Origin of the sequence: Sphingomonas aurea, assembly GCF_030678875.1 — a bacterium.
GTDB classification, from domain to species: Bacteria; Pseudomonadota; Alphaproteobacteria; order Sphingomonadales; family Sphingomonadaceae; genus Sphingomonas; species Sphingomonas aurea.
This window is the reverse complement of sequence record NZ_JAUUDS010000001.1, coordinates 178,445-196,328: the sequence shown is the minus strand read 5'-3', so window position 1 is coordinate 196,328 and position 17,884 is coordinate 178,445. Positions and strand designations below refer to the sequence as shown.

Annotated in this window: 20 protein-coding genes; 14 read left to right on the top strand and 6 right to left on the bottom strand. The window is 68.3% G+C overall.

Annotated features, from left to right (window positions below; all coding sequences use genetic code 11):
• Positions 1-74: 74 nt before the first annotated feature.
• The 3 genes from rplU (at position 75) to Q5H91_RS01015 (ending at position 1,396) form a co-directional block, all read left to right on the top strand.
• Positions 75-371, top strand: coding sequence for a 50S ribosomal protein L21 (gene rplU / locus Q5H91_RS01025; protein ID WP_305171370.1), 297 nt, complete (start codon positions 75-77; stop codon positions 369-371).
• 30 nt (positions 372-401) lie between these two features.
• Positions 402-671 carry a 50S ribosomal protein L27 gene (gene rpmA, locus Q5H91_RS01020; RefSeq protein ID WP_305171369.1) on the top strand — a complete coding sequence of 90 codons (270 nt, stop codon included), beginning with the start codon at positions 402-404 and terminating at the stop codon, positions 669-671.
• Between the two features lie 182 nt (positions 672-853).
• Entirely contained in the window at positions 854-1,396 is a 543-nt protein-coding gene (locus Q5H91_RS01015; RefSeq protein WP_305171368.1) for a GNAT family N-acetyltransferase, read from the top strand.
• 444 nt (positions 1,397-1,840) lie between these two features.
• Here the strand turns inward: Q5H91_RS01015 and Q5H91_RS01010 are convergent, their stop codons facing one another.
• A complete protein-coding gene (locus Q5H91_RS01010) occupies positions 1,841-2,707 on the bottom strand; it encodes a metal-dependent hydrolase (protein WP_305171367.1) in 867 nt (288 codons plus the stop codon).
• Between the two features lie 69 nt (positions 2,708-2,776).
• Here Q5H91_RS01010 and Q5H91_RS01005 point away from each other — a divergent pair, with 69 nt between their 5' ends.
• The 10 genes from Q5H91_RS01005 (at position 2,777) to lptG (ending at position 13,017) form a co-directional block, all read left to right on the top strand.
• Positions 2,777-3,373 carry a TetR/AcrR family transcriptional regulator gene (locus Q5H91_RS01005; protein WP_305171366.1) on the top strand — a complete coding sequence of 199 codons (597 nt, stop codon included), beginning with the start codon at positions 2,777-2,779 and terminating at the stop codon, positions 3,371-3,373.
• A 93-nt stretch (positions 3,374-3,466) separates the two neighbouring features.
• Positions 3,467-4,513, top strand: coding sequence for a GTPase ObgE (obgE, locus tag Q5H91_RS01000; RefSeq protein WP_305171365.1), 1,047 nt, complete (start codon positions 3,467-3,469; stop codon positions 4,511-4,513).
• Positions 4,498-5,070, top strand: a complete 573-nt coding sequence (locus Q5H91_RS00995) for a Uma2 family endonuclease (RefSeq protein ID WP_305171364.1) — start codon at positions 4,498-4,500, stop codon at positions 5,068-5,070. Before obgE ends, Q5H91_RS00995 begins: the two co-directional genes overlap by 16 nt.
• A gap of 33 nt (positions 5,071-5,103) precedes the next feature.
• Positions 5,104-6,204: a glutamate 5-kinase gene (gene proB, locus Q5H91_RS00990; protein WP_305171363.1), complete on the top strand. Its 1,101-nt coding sequence runs from the start codon at positions 5,104-5,106 to the stop codon at positions 6,202-6,204.
• Positions 6,201-7,094 carry an NAD-dependent epimerase/dehydratase family protein gene (locus Q5H91_RS00985; RefSeq protein ID WP_305171362.1) on the top strand — a complete coding sequence of 298 codons (894 nt, stop codon included), beginning with the start codon at positions 6,201-6,203 and terminating at the stop codon, positions 7,092-7,094. Before proB ends, Q5H91_RS00985 begins: the two co-directional genes overlap by 4 nt.
• Positions 7,095-7,131: 37 nt before the next feature.
• Positions 7,132-7,377, top strand: a complete 246-nt coding sequence (locus Q5H91_RS00980) for an acyl carrier protein (RefSeq protein WP_305171361.1) — start codon at positions 7,132-7,134, stop codon at positions 7,375-7,377.
• Positions 7,378-7,384: 7 nt separating this feature from the next.
• Complete coding sequence (gene spt / locus Q5H91_RS00975; protein WP_305171360.1) at positions 7,385-8,647, top strand: serine palmitoyltransferase; 1,263 nt, start codon at positions 7,385-7,387, stop codon at positions 8,645-8,647.
• Positions 8,648-8,788: 141 nt separating this feature from the next.
• On the top strand, positions 8,789-10,657 hold the full coding sequence (locus tag Q5H91_RS00970; RefSeq protein ID WP_305172336.1) for an ATP-binding protein: 1,869 nt from the start codon (positions 8,789-8,791) through the stop codon (positions 10,655-10,657).
• A gap of 60 nt (positions 10,658-10,717) precedes the next feature.
• Complete coding sequence (gene lptF, locus Q5H91_RS00965; protein ID WP_305171359.1) at positions 10,718-11,920, top strand: LPS export ABC transporter permease LptF; 1,203 nt, start codon at positions 10,718-10,720, stop codon at positions 11,918-11,920.
• A complete protein-coding gene (gene lptG / locus Q5H91_RS00960; RefSeq protein ID WP_305172335.1) occupies positions 11,920-13,017 on the top strand; it encodes an LPS export ABC transporter permease LptG in 1,098 nt (365 codons plus the stop codon). Before lptF ends, lptG begins: the two co-directional genes overlap by 1 nt.
• 29 nt (positions 13,018-13,046) lie before the next feature.
• On the opposite strand, the gene Q5H91_RS00955 is transcribed toward lptG, so the two are convergent.
• The gene (locus Q5H91_RS00955; protein ID WP_305171358.1) at positions 13,047-14,135 is read right to left on the bottom strand and encodes a fatty acid desaturase family protein; all 1,089 of its coding nucleotides are present in this window, start codon (positions 14,133-14,135) and stop codon (positions 13,047-13,049) included.
• Positions 14,136-14,265: 130 nt separating this feature from the next.
• On the opposite strand from Q5H91_RS00955, the gene Q5H91_RS00950 reads away from it, so the two are divergent.
• Complete coding sequence (locus Q5H91_RS00950; RefSeq protein WP_305171357.1) at positions 14,266-15,414, top strand: N-acetyltransferase; 1,149 nt, start codon at positions 14,266-14,268, stop codon at positions 15,412-15,414.
• A 44-nt stretch (positions 15,415-15,458) separates the two neighbouring features.
• Here Q5H91_RS00950 and Q5H91_RS00945 read toward each other — a convergent pair whose 3' ends face one another.
• The 4 genes from Q5H91_RS00945 to Q5H91_RS00930 all read right to left on the bottom strand — a co-directional run bounded on the left by Q5H91_RS00945 (position 15,459) and on the right by Q5H91_RS00930 (position 17,820).
• Complete coding sequence (locus Q5H91_RS00945; protein WP_305171356.1) at positions 15,459-15,731, bottom strand: hypothetical protein; 273 nt, start codon at positions 15,729-15,731, stop codon at positions 15,459-15,461.
• Between the two features lie 155 nt (positions 15,732-15,886).
• Positions 15,887-16,693 carry a transporter gene (locus Q5H91_RS00940; protein WP_305171355.1) on the bottom strand — a complete coding sequence of 269 codons (807 nt, stop codon included), beginning with the start codon at positions 16,691-16,693 and terminating at the stop codon, positions 15,887-15,889.
• Positions 16,693-17,463, bottom strand: coding sequence for an exodeoxyribonuclease III (xth, locus tag Q5H91_RS00935; RefSeq protein WP_305171354.1), 771 nt, complete (start codon positions 17,461-17,463; stop codon positions 16,693-16,695). Before xth ends, Q5H91_RS00940 begins: the two co-directional genes overlap by 1 nt.
• Before the next feature lie 3 nt (positions 17,464-17,466).
• Positions 17,467-17,820: a HesB/IscA family protein gene (locus Q5H91_RS00930; protein ID WP_305171353.1), complete on the bottom strand. Its 354-nt coding sequence runs from the start codon at positions 17,818-17,820 to the stop codon at positions 17,467-17,469.
• Positions 17,821-17,884: the final 64 nt, after the last annotated feature.

Here is a 17,884-nt window from a genome sequence, read left to right as displayed (position 1 = left end):
CTTGCCTAGCTGGCCCCTCTTCCCCGCCCGGCGCCAGCCTGGCGAGGCTACGCATTTGGAAAGTGATTAAGGCCATGTTCGCAGTCGTGCGCACGGGCGGCAAGCAGTATCGCGTCGCCGCCGGAGACAAGATCGTCGTCGAGAAGATCGACGGCGACGCCGGTTCGTCCGTGACGCTGGGCGACGTCCTGCTCGCCGGAGAGGGTTCCGAGCTGAAGGCCGTTGCCGGCCTGACGGTCGCGGCCGAGATCGTGGCGCAGGCGAAGGGCGAGAAGGTCATCGTCTTCAAGAAGCGTCGCCGTCACAACTACCGCCGCCGTAACGGCCATCGCCAGAACCACACGATCCTCAAGATCGTGTCGGTCGGCTGATCCTCGGTACGCGAACAGGAGTAATCGCAAATGGCACATAAGAAAGCAGGCGGTTCGTCGCGCAACGGTCGCGATTCGGCCGGTCGTCGCCTCGGCGTGAAGAAGTTCGGCGGGCAGGAGTGCGTCGCCGGCAACATCCTCGTGCGTCAGCGCGGCACCAAATTCTATCCCGGCGCGAACGTCGGCATCGGCACCGACCACACGCTGTTCGCGCTGGTCGACGGCCGCGTGGCGTTTTCGAAGGGCAAACTCGGCCGCAGCTTCTGCTCGGTCGAGATTATGGCCGAGGCCGCTGAATAACATCGGACAACCGGCCGGGTTGTCCACCAGGACGACCCGGTAGCCAAGCCGACAGGCAAGGCCAACCGAACAAGGGAGACGGGTCGCCCCGGCTCCCTTTTTTCTTGCTCCCTCCCCGCGTGTGTCGCCGTCCCGTCATGTCGACGTGGCAGCGCGCGCGCAACGCGAAGGAGTGAGGAAGAATGTTCGCGCGGACGGAGAGACTGACGCTGCGGCCGGCCTGGCCAGAGGATGCCGCGGCGCTGACGGCGGCGTTGGGCGACGCGCAGGTCGCAACCATGCTGGCGCGCGTGCCGCATCCCTATACGCTGGTCGATGCGATCGACCGGGTTCAGGAGCCGCGCGGCCCGCATCAGCCCCGCTTCCTGATCGAGGCGCATGAGGGCGGCGCCCCCCGGCTGATCGGCGGCATCGCCGTCCACCGGCACGACGATCGGCACGAGCTGGCCTATTGGCTGACGCCTGCCGTCTGGGGTCGCGGCTATGCGACCGAGGCCGGTCGCGCTGTCATCGACATGGCCCGCCACGCCCTGCCGATCGCGCGGCTGGACGCATGGCACTTCGTCGACAATCCCGCCTCCGGTCGCGTCCTACGGAAGCTCGGCTTTCGGCCCACGGGCACGAATGGCGAGCGCCACTCCTGCGCGCGCGGCGCGGCGGCGCCCGTCATCGACTATGCATTGGACTTGGACGAGGACCGAAGCGCGATGCCGATCGCGGCTTAACGACCGATGTTGCGCCTCCTCGTGCATCCGTCAGTTCGGGGCGAGTAGCTGTAATGGCATCGGCGCCCGGATGGTGGCCCTGTCCTTCAGGCATCGTTGCGCAAGTCTTCCCGTCATGCCGGGCTCGTCCCGGCATCCACCGTCCCGCAGGCGCATAGGCCGCTGTTTTCGTGGAACAGTGGATGCCGGGACGAGCCCGGCATGACGTCAGGAAATGCTGGTTCTGCCGTTTCGGGACGATCCTAGGGTTTGATCCACCTGATCTGAAACAACTTACCTGCCTCCCCCGGTGAGGGCCGGGGCCCAGTTGGGAAAGTTCGGGTGATCGGGCGTCGCAGAGCGTCACGATCGTCCCCCAACTGGGTCCCGGCCTTCGCCGGGGAGGCGCTTCAGCTTGGCTGGATCAAACCCTAGGTAGGGGAGAAGCAGGCGGCGTCGCGGCCCCTACGCCGCCGCCAGCTTGCGCGCGTCGGGCAGCAACGCATCCTCATACTCGCTCTCGGCCAGCGCGATCAGCGCGCGGTCGTCGTGGCTCCATGGGTGGAAGCCGGGCAGGAAATAGCTGACCCAAACGCCTGCCACCTTGCGCGCCATGCCCGGCCGGCCGAACGCGTACCAGGCGAGCTTCGCCCAGACCTTTGGCCCCGTCAGTCCGTCCTGCCGCAGCAGTTCCAGCATCCCCTTGCGCCGGCCCTGGAAGAACTTCCACGTCGTGATGAGCATCACCAAAGACTTGACCTTCCACCGCCGCCAGCGCGACCAGTCGCGCGTCGCGTAGAGCCAGGTGTCATAGGCGACGCCCTTGTGCTCGATCTCCTCGGCCGCGTGCCACTGCCACAGGCCGGCCGCCTGCGGCTCACCGCCCGCCAGGTGACGCGGATCGGCGATCAGCTCGTGCGCCAGCATCGCGGTGAAATGCTCCAGCGCCATGGTCGCGGCCAGATTGCCGATCGGATGCCGCCCCTTGGTCAGTGCCAGCGCCTCGTCGACATGCCGCTCCAGCAGCGTCACGTCGTAACCCTGATCGACGACGTGGCGGTTGAAGGCGACATGCTCGCGGCTGTGGATCACCTCCTGCTTCACGAAGGCGCTGATCTCGCCGTGCAGCTTGGGCGGCGTGCCCTCGCGAAACGCCTTCACGCTCTCGCAGAAATACGCCTCGCCCTTGGGGAAGGTGATCGACAGCGCATTGTAGAAGGCGGTCGCGATCGGATCGTCGTTCAGCCAGTAGCGCTTCAGCTGCTGCCCGCGCCCGAAGCGCACGTCGCGCGGCGTGATCGTCAGGTCCGCGGGAGTGGTTGCCTTCGCCATGAAATCCTCCAAGGTCGCACAGACGGCGACGCTTATTGACAGTCGTGTAAGTAAGGCCCCAGACCTCCCATGTCAACGCGTGCCACGCCCCTGCCCCGCCGCCTCGCTCCCGAGGAGTCGCGTACCGCCGCGCTCGACGCCGCCCGCGCGCTGCTGATCGAGGCGGGGCCACAGGGGGTGACGCTGAAGGCGGTGGCCGCGCGGGTCGGGCGGACCCATGCCAATCTGCTCCACCATTTCGGCTCGGCCGCCGGGCTGCAGCGGGCGCTGGCCGAGCGGATGGCGGCGGATATCACCGCGACGATCGGCGAGGCGGTGCTCGCCGCACGCGCCGGCACCCGCGACCCGCGCGCGATCGTCGACCTGACCTTCGACGCCTTCGACCGGGAGGGGGCCGGCGCGCTGGCCAGCTGGATGATCCTGTCGGGCCATCACGATGCGCTCGACCCGATCCTCCAGGCGATCCACCGGCTGGTCGACCAGCTTGCCGCCGGGACCGGCATCGGCGCGCGGCCGATCGCCGAGGAGACGTTGCAGCTGGTGCTACTGGCATTGGGTGATGCGCTGCTGGGTGGTCCGATGGCGGGGGCGCTGGGATTGCCGCGAACCCGGGCGCGCGAGCTGGCGCTGGCGGGGCTCCTGGGGTCTGCGGCCATTCGGGAGTAGGCGAAGCCGCGTCGTCGGTCCTCGCCTGGGCGAGGCCGGCCGGGCGCGCGTTGTTCCTCGATTTAGCTGCGCTAAATCGCTAGGACGCGCGCCATGCACTTCCTAGACCAGGCAAAGATCTTCGTCCGCTCCGGCACCGGCGGCCCCGGCGCCGTCAGCTTCCGGCGCGAGAAGTTCATCGAATATGGCGGCCCAGACGGCGGCAATGGCGGCAAGGGCGGCGACATCGTGTTCGAGGCGGTGGCCGGGCTGAACACGCTGATCGACTTCCGCTACACCCAGCATTTCCGCGCCCCGCGCGGCCAGGGCGGATCGGGCAGCAACCGCACCGGCGGCGGTGGCGACGATCTGGTCATCAAGGTTCCCCTCGGCACCCAAATTTTGTCCGAAGATCGGGAAGAGGTGCTGCTCGACTTCACCCGCGTCGGCCAGCGCGAGATCTTCCTGCGCGGCGGCGACGGCGGGCGCGGCAATGCCAGCTACAAGACCTCGACCAACCGCGCACCGCGCCAGCACGGCACCGGCTGGCCCTGCGAGGAGGCGTGGGTGTGGCTGCGGCTGAAGCTGCTCGCCGATGCCGGGCTGGTCGGCCTGCCCAATGCCGGCAAGTCGACCTTCATCAATGCGGTCACCAACGCGCAGGCCAAGGTGGGCGAATATGCCTTCACCACCACCCGCCCGCAGCTGGGGGTCGTCCGCCACAAGCAGCGCGAATTCGTGATCGCCGACATCCCCGGCCTGATCGAGGGTGCCGCCGACGGCGCCGGCATCGGCGACCGGTTCCTGGGCCATATTGAGCGGTGCCGCGTCCTGCTGCACCTCGTCGACGCCAATGACGCCGACGTGGCCGAAAGCTATCGCATCGTCCGCGACGAGCTGGAGGCCTATGGCGCGGGCCTAATCGACAAGCCGCACATCGTCGCGCTCAACAAGATCGACACGCTCGACGACGAGCTGATCGAGGCGCTCTCGGCCGAGCTTGCCGAGGAGTCCGGCGCCGACGTCATCCCGATCTCGGGCGCGAGCGGCGTCGGGGTGGACTGGATCCTCGACCAGCTGATCGAAGCGATCGGCCCCACCGCCGACGCGGTCGCCGCCGACGACGAGGGTGAGGATGTGGTGGAGTGGTCGCCGGTTTGAGGATGCTGCTTCCTCCCGAATACGACGTGCTGACGGCCACCGATTTCCTCGACTTCCGATTCGGGGATCGCAAGGCGGAGCTCGACAACGGGGTGATCCGCCTGATGGCAGGCGTCACGGGTCGGCATGGTGTTGTCGCAGGCAATATCCTGTCCGCTCTGGCGGCACGCCTGCGTGGTAGCGGCTTCGGACCTTATACCTCGGCGATGGCCGTTCAGACGCACGCCCTGTCCGTTCGCCGTCCGGACATCAGCGTGTTTCCGCGCCATGGCAGCGAGGACGATGACAAGACGGCCTTCGACAATCCGGTTGCGCTGTTTGAGATCGCATCGGCCGGCCATTGCCGCACCGACCTTCACATGAAGCTCGACGAATATCGCGCCGTGCCAAGCGTCGACACCATCGTCTTGGTCGACATCGCGACCGAGCGGGTCCGGGTGATCCAGCGCACCGGGCCACATGATTGGACCGATGTCGCCCATGACGAACCGGTCGACATCCCCCTTCCCATGCCGAACCTCACCCTGCCCCACACAGAGATGTTCGCGCGCGATTGATCGCGACGGGTCGTGCGCGCTAACGGGGCGGCGATGCTGTTTCCGCCCGCCTCCTGCCGCCGGCTGATCGTGAAGATCGGGTCGGCGCTGCTCGTCGATCCGGCGGGCGAGGTTCGTGCGGCGTGGCTGGCGGGGGTCGCCGCCGATATCGCGGAGCGGACGCGGGCGGGTCAGCAGGTCGCCGTCGTCTCGTCCGGCTCGATCGCGCTCGGCGCACGACGGCTGGGGCTGGCAAAGGGCGGCCGCGCCAGCCTGGAGGACGCGCAGGCCGCCGCCGCGACCGGCCAGATCGCGCTCTGCCGTACCTGGGCCGAGGTGCTGGGCGCCCAGGGGCTGACCGCGGCGCAGATGCTGGTGACGCTCGGCGACCTCGAGGATCGGCGGCGTTACCTGAACGCGGCCGGCACGCTGGCGCGGCTGCTGGGGCTGGGCGTGGTGCCGGTCATCAACGAGAATGACAGTGTCGCGACCGAGGAAATCCGCTTCGGGGATAACGACCGGCTCGCCGCGCGGATGGCGCAGGCGGCGGGGGCGGCGGGCGTCGTGCTGCTGTCCGACGTCGACGGGCTGTACGACGCGAACCCGACCACCAACCCCGATGCGCGCCACATCCCGCTGGTCGAGCGGATCGATGCGGTCGCCGGCATGGCGGACGCGGGCTCGGCGTCGGGCATGGGATCGGGCGGCATGGTGTCGAAGATCGCCGCCGCGCGCATCGCGACAGGCGCCGGTATCGCGCTGGCGATCGCGTCGGGCCGGGTGGAGCGGCCGCTGTCGGGCGATCGCCGCCACACGCTCTTCACTGCCGAGCGCAGCGCCAGCGCGCGCAAGGCGTGGTTGTCGGGCGGGCTGACCGCGGCGGGCACGATCCGCGTCGATGCCGGTGCCGCCGCGGCACTGGCGGGCGGCGGCAGCCTGCTCGCCGCCGGCGCGGTGGCGGTCGAGGGCGAGTTCGCGCGCGGTGACCTCGTCGCGATCCATGGGCCGGCCGGCGCCATCGCGCGCGGGCTTGCCGAATATGACGCGGGCGAGGCGCGCCGCCTGCTCGGCCGGCGCAGCGACGAGCAGGCGGCGATCCTGGGCTATGCCCCGCGCGCCGCGCTGGTCCATCGCAGTCACCTGGCGCTGCTGTGACGCTGGCGATCACCGGCGGCACCGGCTTTGTCGGTGGCGCGCTGATCCGGCAGGCGGTCGAGGCCGGCCACGCGGTCCGTGCCCTGGCCCGCCGTCCGCAGCCCGACCGACCGGGAGTGACGTGGATCGCCGGCGCACTCGACGATGCCGGCGCGCTCGCCCAGCTGGTCGAGGGTGCCGACGCGCTGGTCCACGTCGCCGGCGTGGTCAACGCGCTCGACCGCGCCGGCTTCGTCGCCGGCAATGTCGAGGGCACGCGCGCGGTGCTGGCCGCCGCGTCCGGCATCCGCCGGTTCGTCCATGTCTCGTCGCTCGCCGCGCGCGAGCCCGGCCTGTCCAACTATGGCTGGTCCAAGGCGGAGGCGGAGCGGCTGGTCGAGGCGTCCGCCCTGCCCTGGACGATCGTGCGCCCCCCCGGCATCTTCGGTCCCGGCGATCTCGACCAGCTCGACCTGTTCAAGCTGGCGAAGCGCGGCCTGGCCTTCCTGCCGCCACCCGGCCTCGTGTCGCTGATCGCGGTCGACGACCTGGCGCGACTGCTGCTGGTGCTGGCGACCACCGACGCGCCCCGGACGATCTACGAGGTCGACGATGGGACGGAGGGGTGGACGCACGAGGGCTATGCCCGCGCGATCGGTGCGGCGGTCGGGCAGCGCGTGCTGCCGATGCACCTGCCGCGCGCGCTCCTGTCGCTGATCGCCTGGGGCGACCGGCGGGTGCGCGGAGACGCCGCGCGGCTGACCGCCGATCGCGTCGCCTATCTCTGCCATCCCGACTGGCGGATCGACCCGACGAAGCGCCCGCCCGCCGCGCTGTGGCAACCACTGATCCCGACACCCGAGGGGCTGGCGGCCGCGGCGCGCTGGTATCGCGCGGGCGGGCTGTTATAGCCGCAACCCTGCCGTATTTTCCCGCCAAGGAATTCCGATGAGCGATCGCCAGACCATCTTCGACACCGTCGCCGCCCAGATCGAGCCGTTCAACAAGAAGGGCGTGGACCTGACCGACGCGACCACGTTCCAGGGCGACTTGGAGTGGGACAGCCTGACGGTCATGGATTTCGTCGCGGCGATCGAGGACGAGTTCGACATCGTCATCACCATGAACATGCAGGCCGAGATCGAGACGATCGGCCAGCTGGTCGACGCCGTGGCCAAGCTGAAGGACGACTGACCCCGACATGACCGAGACCGGTTTGCAGGCGGAAACGCTGCCCCCCCTCGCCGCCACCGTCGCACCCGAGCGCGACCTGATGTCGAAGTTCGATGGCCTGATCGCGGAGCGGCAGGCGCTGATGGACAGCGGCGTGATCGATCCCTTCGCGATCGTGATGGAAGAGGTGCGCAGCCCGACCGAGGCCGTCATCAAGGGGCGCGAGACGATCCTGCTCGGCACCTACAACTATATGGGCATGACGTTCGATCCGGACGTGATCGCCGCGGGCAAGGCCGCGCTCGACCGGTTCGGATCGGGCACGAACGGCAGCCGCATGCTCAACGGCACCTTTCGCGACCATATGGAGGCGGAGGCCGCGCTCCGCGACTTCTACGGCACCACCGGCGCGATCGTGTTCTCGACCGGCTATATGGCCAATCTGGGCATGATCTCGACCTTGGTCGGCAAGGGCGAGTACGTCATCCTCGACGCCGACAGCCACGCATCCATCTATGACGGGTGCAAGCAGGGCGTCGCCGAGATCGTCCGCTTTCGCCACAACAGCGTCGAGGATCTGGACCGCCGGCTCGGCCGCCTGCCCAAGGATGCGGGCAAGCTCGTCGTGCTGGAGGGCGTCTACTCGATGCTGGGCGACGTCGCCCCGCTGAAGGAGATGGTCGCGGTCGCGAAGAAGCACGGCGCCATGGTGCTGTCCGACGAGGCGCACTCGATGGGCTTCTACGGCCCCAACGGCCGCGGCGTGTACGAGGCGCAGGGGCTGGAGGGCGATGTCGACTTCGTCGTCGGCACCTTCTCGAAATCGGTCGGCACGGTCGGCGGCTTCTGCGTGTCGAACCATCCGAAGTTCGAGGCGATCCGCCTCGCCTGCCGCCCCTATATCTTCACCGCCAGCCTGCCGCCCTCGGTCGTCGCGACCGCCGCCGCGTCGATCCGCAAGCTGATGACCGCGCACGAGAAGCGCGCGCGGCTGTGGGACAATGCCCGCACGCTGCACGCCGGGCTGAAGGCGCTCGGCTTCAAGCTGGGCACCGAAACCTGCGACAGCGCGATCGTCGCGGTGATCCTGGAGGATCAGGAGCAGGCGGTGGCGATCTGGCAGACGCTGCTGGAAAACGGCCTCTATGTGAACGTCGCGCGTCCGCCGGCCACCCCGGCCGGCACCTTCCTGCTGCGCTGCTCCATCTGTGCGGAGCATAGCCCGGCGCAGATCCAGGCGGTCCTCGACAAGTTCGCCGCCGCCGGACGCGCCACCGGCACGATCGACTGAGCGGGCGAGCATGACAGGGTGATGACGGGCGCGCACCTTTCTCTGTACGGCAGCATGGTCTAAGGTCCGGCGGTGGAGCGCGAAGGCGACTCGAACGCGCCGGGGGGCGCCGTACGGTGGCAGACCGTCTCGCTGGTCGCGATGGCGCTGCTGGCGGGGATCGTCCTGATCGCGCTGATCGTGACGCTGCGCGGCAGCAACCGCGAACGCGATCACGCACTGGAGTTGCAGCGCCACAGCTATGACGTGATGATCCTGGCGCGCTCGCTGGCCGGCACCATCGCCCGGTCAGAGGCGTCGCTGGGTCGCTACGTCATCTCTGGCGATGTGAAGATGGGGCAGCTCTATTTCGATGACTGGCGGCTCGCCTCGTCGCAGATCGACCGGCTCGACCAGCTGACCAGCGACAATGCCGCGCAGGACCCGGCGATCGAGCGGCTGCGTGCCGCCTATGCGGCACGGGGGCGCGATCTGTCGACGACGGCGCTGTCGACCACCTATGGCCGCAACAGCCAGGCGCTGGCGCGCTACTATCAGTCGCGCAAGGCGCGCGCGCTGCTGGCGATCAACGGCGAGCTGGACGACATCATCGGGCGTGAGCGGCGGCTGCTTGAAAGCCGGGTCCAGGGTGCCGCGGCCTCGGTCGACCGATCGAGCCGGATCGCCAGTGTGCTGGGCGTGTTCGGGCTGTTGCTGGTGCTGGGCGCGATCCTGCTCGGCTGGCTGAGCGTGAAGGCGGTCAACGAGCGGGTGCTGGCGCGCGCCGACGCCGATGCCGCGCGCGAGCGGGCGCAGGCGCTCGCGACCGCTGTTGCGGAGGCGACGGCCGAGTTGCAGGCGCGCGAGGCGACGCTGCGCCAGGTCCAGAAGATGGAGGCGGTCGGCCAGTTGACCGGTGGCATCGCTCATGACTTCAACAACATGCTGGCCGTCGTTCTCGGCGGGCTGGAACTGGCGCGACGGCAGGTGATGCAGGATCCGGTCGCCGCGCAGCGTCATCTCGACAATGCGACAGAGGGCGCCAATCGCGCCGCCGCCCTCACCCGCCGACTGCTGGCGTTCAGCCGCGAAGAGACGTTGAAGCCCGAGCCGATCGCCGCGGGCGAGCTGATTACCGACATGTCGGAACTGCTCGACCGGACCCTGGGCGACGGCATCGTGCTGGAGGTGCGCAACGACGCACCCGGCTGGCAGGTGCGCGTCGACCGGGTCCAGCTGGAAAATGTCGTCCTGAACCTGGCGGTGAACGCGCGCGACGCGCTGGCCGGGCGCGGCACGATCCGCGTGCTGACCGCCGCGCGCACCCTGACCGAGGGTCAGGTCGGCCAGTGCGCGGCCGGCGACTATGTCGTGCTGGCGGTCGCCGACGATGGCTGCGGCATGACGCCCGAGGTGGCGGAGCGGGTGTTCGAGCCGTTCTACACCACCAAGGAGGCCGGCAAGGGCACCGGCCTGGGCCTCAGCCAGGTGTTCGCCTTCGTCCGCGGCCAGATGGGTGAGATCACCATCGACACCGCGCCGGATTGCGGCACCACCGTGACGCTGTACCTTCCCCGCGCCACCACCGTCGCCTTGCCGGCCGAAGAGGCGGAGGCGGTGTTCGTTGAGGATCACGACGTCGCCGGGCTGGACGTGCTGGTGGTCGAGGACGACCCGCGCGTGCTGACGGCGACCGTCGAGGCGCTGGAGGAGCTGGGTCACCGCGCGATCGGCTGCGACGATCCCTCGGCAGCGGCCGACCTGCTGGCGAGCCATCCGCAGATCGGCCTGCTCGTCTCCGACGTGCTGATGCCCCGCCAGACCGGGCCGGAGATGGTCGCCGGGCTGCGCGACCGCTTTCCGCATGTCGCGGTGATGTTCGTCACCGGCTATGCCGGCGAGAGCGGCAGCGCGGATCTGGGTGCCTATCAGGTGCTCCGCAAGCCGTTCACCCTCGCCCGTCTCGAGCGTGCGATCGCCGAGACGATGCGCGGTCGCAAGCCGCTGCCGCAGCGACTGGCCGCCGAGTAGCACCGGTATCGGATTTTTCGGGCTGGCGCGCGGCAGGAGGGCGCTTTACCGCTCGCCGCCATGAAGTCCATCGATCGCTACATGGCGCGGCTGATCGCGCTGCCGCTGTTCGCGACCCTGGTGATCGCGGCGATGCTGCTGGTGCTCGACCGCATGCTGCGCCTGTTCGACTTCGTTGCGACGCAGGGCGGGCCGATCAGCGTCGTCTGGCGGATGCTGGCCAATCTGCTGCCGGAATATCTGGGCCTAGGCATTCCGATCGGGCTGATGCTCGGCATCCTCCTCGCCTTTCGCCGCCTCGCCACCTCGTCGGAGCTGGACGTGATGAGCGGCGTGGGGATGAGCTATAATCGGCTGCTGCGCGTGCCCTACATGTTCGCGATTGGGCTGGCGCTGGTCAACATCGCCATCGTCGGCTTCGTCCAGCCGCAGGCGCGCTATTACTACGAGCAGCTGCGGTTCGAGCTGCGCACCGGCGCGCTCGGCGCCTCGGTCAAGGTCGGCGAGTTCACCCATCTGGGCAGCCGCATGACGCTGCGCATCGAGCAGAGCCGCGACTCCGGCCGCGACCTGTCGGGCATCTTCGTCCATGTCCAGACGCCCAAGAACGACTGGATCGGGGTGACGGCAGAGCGCGGCCGCTTCATGGCGACCGACGATCCCAACGTCATCAACTTCCGCCTGACCAACGGCACGCTGGTCCATGACAAGCCCGGCTTCCGCACGCCGCGGGTGCTGCGCTTCACCTCGCACGACCTGCCGATCGACCTGCCCAAGTTCGAGAATTTCCGCCAGCGCGGCGGCCGCAACCTGGAATTCACCCTGCCCGAGCTGGCCAAGCTGGGGAAGAGCGGCGCGCTGAGCGAGCAGCAGCGCGACAGCAGCCGCGCCGAGTTCCACTTCCGCCTGGCAGAGGTCGCCTCGATGTTCCTGCTGCCGCTTCTCGCCGTTGCCTTGGGCGTGCCGCAGAAGCGATCGACCTCGGCACTCGGCGTGTTCCTGGCGATCGTGATGATCGTCACCTATCACAAGGTGAACGAATATGCGCAGAGCATCGGCGAGCTGGGCAAGGTCGATCCCGCTATCGCGCTATGGGTGCCGTTCGTGATCTTCGCCGCGCTCGTGATCCGCATGTACTATGTCATCGCCTATGTGCCCGGTGGCCAGCCGATCGGCGGGCTGGAGCGCGGCTTTGCCAAGCTGGGCAAGGCGATCGGCCGCTGGCTGAAGGGGCGGCGGCAGATGGCGGAGAACCCGGCATGATGAAGGCGATGAGCTTCTTCCCGTCGCGGACCGTCGCGATCTACACCGCCCGGCTGTTCCTGGTGCGGACCTTCGCGATCCTGTTCGCGCTGGTGCTGGTGCTCCAGGCGCTCGACCTGTTGAGCGAGAGCGGCAACATCCTGGCGGTGCCGGGCAACGGTCAGGGGCAGATCTGGACCTATATCGGCCTGCGCAGCCCGCAGATCGTCGCCCGGTTCCTCCCCTTCTCGGTGCTGCTCGGCACCATCCTGACCCTCATCACGATGAACCAGAGTAGCGAGGTCATCGCGCTGAAGGCGGCCGGACTGTCGGCGCATCAGGTGCTGGCGCCGCTGATCGTCGCCAGCCTGGCCGTCGCGGGGCTGCAGTTCGCGTTCAACGAGCGGATCGTGGCGCGGGCGACGGCGACGCTCAGCCAGTGGCAGCGGGTCGATTACGGCCCCATGCCGATCGACCGCGGCGACCGTAGCAACGTGTGGGTCCGCGACGGCGACGACCTGATCCAGGTCGATCAGATCAAGGGCCGCGGCGACGCGGCGCAGCTGGGCGGGGTGACGCTGTACGACCGTGCCGGCGGCAACCTCCAGTCGATCGTGCGGGCACCGCGCGGGGTGCGGCGGGGGGACGGCTGGCTGATCGGCCCGGCGACGCGGTTCGACGTGGCGAGCGGCACGCAGACGCAGCTGCCATCGGTCGTGGTGGCGCGCGGGGTGCGGCCGGACCAGTTCACGCTATCGACGGTTGATCCTGACGGCCTGCCGTTCGATCAGCTGGATTCGGCGATCGACGACCTGTCCGAATCCGGCCGTCCGACCAAGGCGCTGGAGGGCGCGCTGTGGCACAAGCTGTCGGGGCCGCTATCGTCGGTGCTGATGCCGCTGCTGGGCGCGGTGGCGGCGTTCGGGATCGCACGATCGGGCAAGCTGTTCGTGCGCGCGGTGATCGGCATGGCGCTGGGCTTCGCCTATTTCGTCGCCGACAATTTCGCGCTGGCGATGGGCAACCTGGGCGCCTACCCGCCCTTCCTTGCCGCCTGGGCGCCGTTCCTGCTGTTCTTCCTGATCGGCGAGGCGGTGCTGTTCCGCACCGAGGAATAGCGCGGAAGGTCACAAGAAGTCACACCGGATCAGCGGCGGAGCATGGTGCTCCGCGCGATCCGGCCGACCAGCACCGGAAGGCCCGAATAGCTCGCCTTGTGATAGGGCGACTCGACCTCGAGCAGCCGGGTCAGCCGGCGATGCGCTTCGCCCAGCGCATGATACGGCACGCTCGGGATCAGGTGGTGGAGGGCATGGTAGCGCAGCCCGACCGGCGCCCACAGCCCCGGCAGCAGCGACGGCGGCGGCACGTTGACGGTGTCTAGATACTGGGCGGTGACCGTCATCGGCTCGCCGTCATTCTCCCACAGATGCGCGACCAGGGTCCGGACCTGGTTGAGCACGGCGACCGCAGCAGCGACGACCAGGATGATGGCGAAGGCGCGCAGCGACAGCACGCCGGTCGCCGCCATCGCCAGCAATGCGATCGCCCACAGGCTGGCCGCGGCCTCGATCCGGTTCCACAGCGCCTTTGCCTCACCCTCCGGCGCGCGACGGCGGAACTGCGGGTTGATCGCGAGCGCCGAGTAGCGTTCCACCACCGCTGTGCGCAGCCGCGACGACAGCAGCGACAGCGGCGACAGGATGCCATAGCGAAACAGCAACGCGACCGGCGCCAGCGCGGACACGACGATGAACACCGGCAAAGTCCACGGCTTCATCAGCGCCAGCGGCAGATATTCCGGATCCTCGACGGTGCCATAGCGCGTCTTGGCGTGATGGAGATTGTGGACGCCCTCGTACATGAAGGACGGGATCAGCATCGGCACGCCGACCAGCGCATTCCAGCCGGTGCGAAAGCCCGGCAGGCTTGCATGCTTCATGTGGCTGACTTCGTGGATGAAGCTCATCGCCCGGTAGAGGCCGAGCACCGCGACGATACCCGCGGTCACCATTATGCCGGTGGAGGTGGCAAGGATCGCAACGATCAGCGCCCCGTACCCCAGCACGGCCGAACCGATCAGGTCGGCCCAGTAGATCGCCGGACGCGGCTTCGACAGGTCGCGCGTGAGGTCGGCGGCGGCACGAAGCATCGCCTTGTCGTCGGCGATCTGCGCGAGCGACGGACGCACGGCCGCACCGGCGGGCGCACGATCGAGGGTCAACGAGCGGTTCATGACGTGATCCATTGCCATCAGATAGTGGCGACCATGTGGCTTTCACAGGCGGTGTGAATGACGGAATCCTCACTCGCCATGATCGATCCCGCCGTTTAGACAGCGCGATCCTAAAAGGGGGAGCGAGACGATGGCAGTGACGATCCGGCCGGTGACCACCAAGCGGGACCGCAAGACGTTCGTCGACCTGCCCTTCCGCCTCTATGCCGACGATCCCAACTGGGTGCCGCCGCTGAAATCGGAGGCGCTGGGGCTGATAACGCCCGAGAAGAACGGGTGGTACAGCCATGCCAAGGCCCAGCTTTTCCTGGCGGAAGAGAGCGGCCGCGTCGTCGGGCGGATTAGCGCGCACATCGATACGCTGGCGCTGACCATGCCGGCCGAGCAGGGCTTCGGCCCGGGCGTCGGCCAGTGGGGGCTGATGGATGCCGAGCGTGAGGACATCTTCGTCGCCCTCCTCGCCAAGGCGGAGGAGTGGCTGCGTTCACAGGGCATGACCCGTGCCCTGGGTCCGATCTCGCAGTCAATCTGGGAAGAGCCCGGCCTGCTTATCGATGGATACGATCATCCGCCGACGATCATGATGGGCCATGCCAAGCCCGAATATCGCCGCTGGATCGAGACGGCGGGCTATGCCCCTTCCAAGCAGCTGCTGACCTATGAGCTGGACATCACGCAGGATTTTCCGCCGATCGTCCAGCGGATCATCAAGTCGGGCGAGAAGAACGCCCGCATCCGCATCCGCGAGGTCGACAAGTCGAAGTTTGACGAGGAAGCGGCGATCATCCTCGCCATCCTGAACGATGCATGGTCGGACAATTGGGGTTTCGTCCCCCTCACCCCGCCCGAGATCAAGGACGTGGGCGTCAAGCTGAAGCCGATCGTCTTCAACGACCTGATCCGCATCGCGGAGCTGGACGGCAAACCGGTCGCGTTCATGATTACCCTGCCCGACCTGAACGAGGCGCTGGGGCCGCTGAAGGGTAATCTGCTGCCGTTCGGCTGGGCCAAGCTGCTGCTATGGCTGCGCAAGCCCAAGGTACGGACGATGCGCGTGCCGCTGATGGGCGTCGTAAAGGAGCTGCAATCGTCGCGAATGGCGAGCCAGCTCGCCTTCATGATGATCGAGTATATCCGCCGTGCCTCGGTCGAGCGCTATGGCGCGACGCGCGGCGAGATCGGCTGGATCCTCGACGACAATCAGGGGATGCGCTCGATCGCCGAGACGATCGATAGCCGGGTCAACAAGGTCTATCAGGTTTACGAGCGGGCGCTGTAGGCGGGTCGACGGGCTCCGCGGCACGCGCCGCGGAGCCCATGTCGTCAGCGACGGCGGGGCATCAGGCGGGGATCGACGCCCTGCTCCTGCCAGGCCGAAAGCGTATCACAGGTACGGCGACGGACGTGCGAGCCGGTCGCCGGCTCCTGGACGATGCAGTAGCGCTGGTCGGGACTGTCGGCGCGGGCGGTCGCAACAGTCGACTTGTTCAGTCCGGCATCGACGGTGGCGGCGGCGGTTTCGACCGGCGCGGCGGTGGCGGCGGTGGTCAGCATCATGGCGACGAATGAGCCCAGGATAATGGTCTTGGCGGTCATGGTGGTCACTCCCTATCGGTGCGGTTGTTCCGCATCCGAGGTATTGCAGCCGCCGTGCCAACTTGATCTCTCACGCAAGATCAATAACTTACAAAATTGGTGTATTACCTGAGTACGCCACAACGCGGTGAAATCCGCCAATTGGTGGCGCAGGTTCAGAACTGTGTCACGAAGCCGCCATATATGCGGAGCGCCGGCGCATCATGGTCGAGCCCAGCGACCGCACCGACATCGAATTGAACCCGCCGTCGCGGTTGCCACGCCGCCGACAGGCCCGCGACCCAGCTGGTCGCATGGTCGTACGGCTCGTGGTTGTGCAGCGCCTGCACCTCGGCCATCACGGCGACACGGGACGTCACGTCCACCGCCGCGCCGACCACGCCCGAATAGGCCAGATGCCGGCCATGCCCGTCCGCGTTGACCGCAGCGTCGACCTCCGGCGTGAATTCCAGCTGGATCGCGTCGGTCAGGTCATAGGTCAGCGGCGCGAGCAGCCCTGCCCCCCAGTCGCCCATGCCGATCGGCATCCGGCCGACCGGCAGCGTCACGAACGGCAGCACTGCAAAGGACAGACCGCGACCGTCCGGATTGGACAGGTTCTGCTTCGCCGCGAGCCTGACATCCCCCACTCGTCCGGCCTTTTCGACCGTGCCCGCACCGTCTCGTGTGCGTTGATGGCCATAGGGCGTCCAGCTCAGCTGAACTTCGGTGGCGTCGGCGACCCCGAACCGGAGTTCGGTGGCGGCGAAACTGACAGTGTCGATGCGCTCGCCATCGCCATGCTCGTGCGTCCAGTCGGCAAGGCCGGTCTCGACCAGAATGCGACCCGGCTCCACCGTACACGCCGACGTGCCCAGGCCCGGACGCTCGCTGCACAGGTCACGCTCGGCAGCGGGCTCCTGCGCGCCCGCGAGTCCCGGCGACAGGGCGGCGACCATCGCCACCCCGATCAGGCCGCGCATCAGCGCAGGCGCACCCAGGTCGGCGCGTGGTCGCTGGCTTTCTCGCGGGCGCGATACGCCTTGTCGACCCCTGCCTCGACCAGCCGGTCGGCGGCCTGGGGGCTGAGCAGCAGATGGTCGATCCGGAAGCCGGCATCGCGCTGCCACGCGCCCGCCTGATAGTCCCAGAACGTCCAGACGCCACCGGTCGGATGCCGGGTGCGCAGCGCGTCGGTCCAGCCCTGCGCCAGCAGCCGGCGATAGGCGGCGCGGCTCTCTGGCTGCATCAACGCGTCCTCTGCCATGGCGCGAACCGAGAAGGTGTCGTCGTCATTGGGGATGACGTTGTAGTCGCCGGCCAGCACCGCCGGCACCTCTTCGGCCAGCAGGTCGCGCGCGCGGGCGGCGAGCCGGTCCATCCAACGCAATTTATAGTCGAATTTGGGGCCCGGACGCGGATTGCCGTTGGGAAGGTAGAGCGACGCGACGACCAGCCCGCCGACCTCGCACTCCAGATACCGGCTATGCTCGTCCTCCGGCTCGCCGGCCAGGCCGCGCTGCCGCTCGACCGGCACCTGACCGCGCGCGAGCACGGCGACGCCGTTCCATGCCTTCTGTCCGTGCCAGACCGCACCATATCCCGCCGCCTCGATCTCGGCCGCGGGAAAGCCCTCGTCGGCGGATTTCAGCTCCTGCAGGCAGACGATGTCCGGCTGGTCCTCGGTCAGATACTCCAGCACGCGCGGCAGCCGGGCCTTGATGCCGTTCACGTTGTAGGTGACGATCTTCACGCGTCAGACGGCGAAGCTGGTGCCGCAGCCACAGCCCGAGGCCGCCTGCGGATTGTCGACCCGGAACGCCGCGCCGCCGAGCGACTCGACGTAATCGACCACGCAGCCACGGACCAGGTCCAGGCTGACGCTGTCGACGACCAGCCGCACCCCGTTGGTTTCGGCTACGGTATCGTCGCCGTCCGGCGCATCGGCGAGGCCGAACTTGTACTGGAAGCCCGAACAGCCGCCGCCATCGACCGACAGCCGCAGGATCGCGGGCTTGCTCTGGCGGACGGCGATCGCCGCCACGCGGGCAGCGGCGGCGGGGGACAGCGATACGTCTTGCGAAAGCGTGGGGGATGCTTGCGTGGCCATGCAGGCTAGATAGGCGGTGTGCCGGGATGCGGCAATGCGGGCGCGCATCGGCGCTTGATCGCAG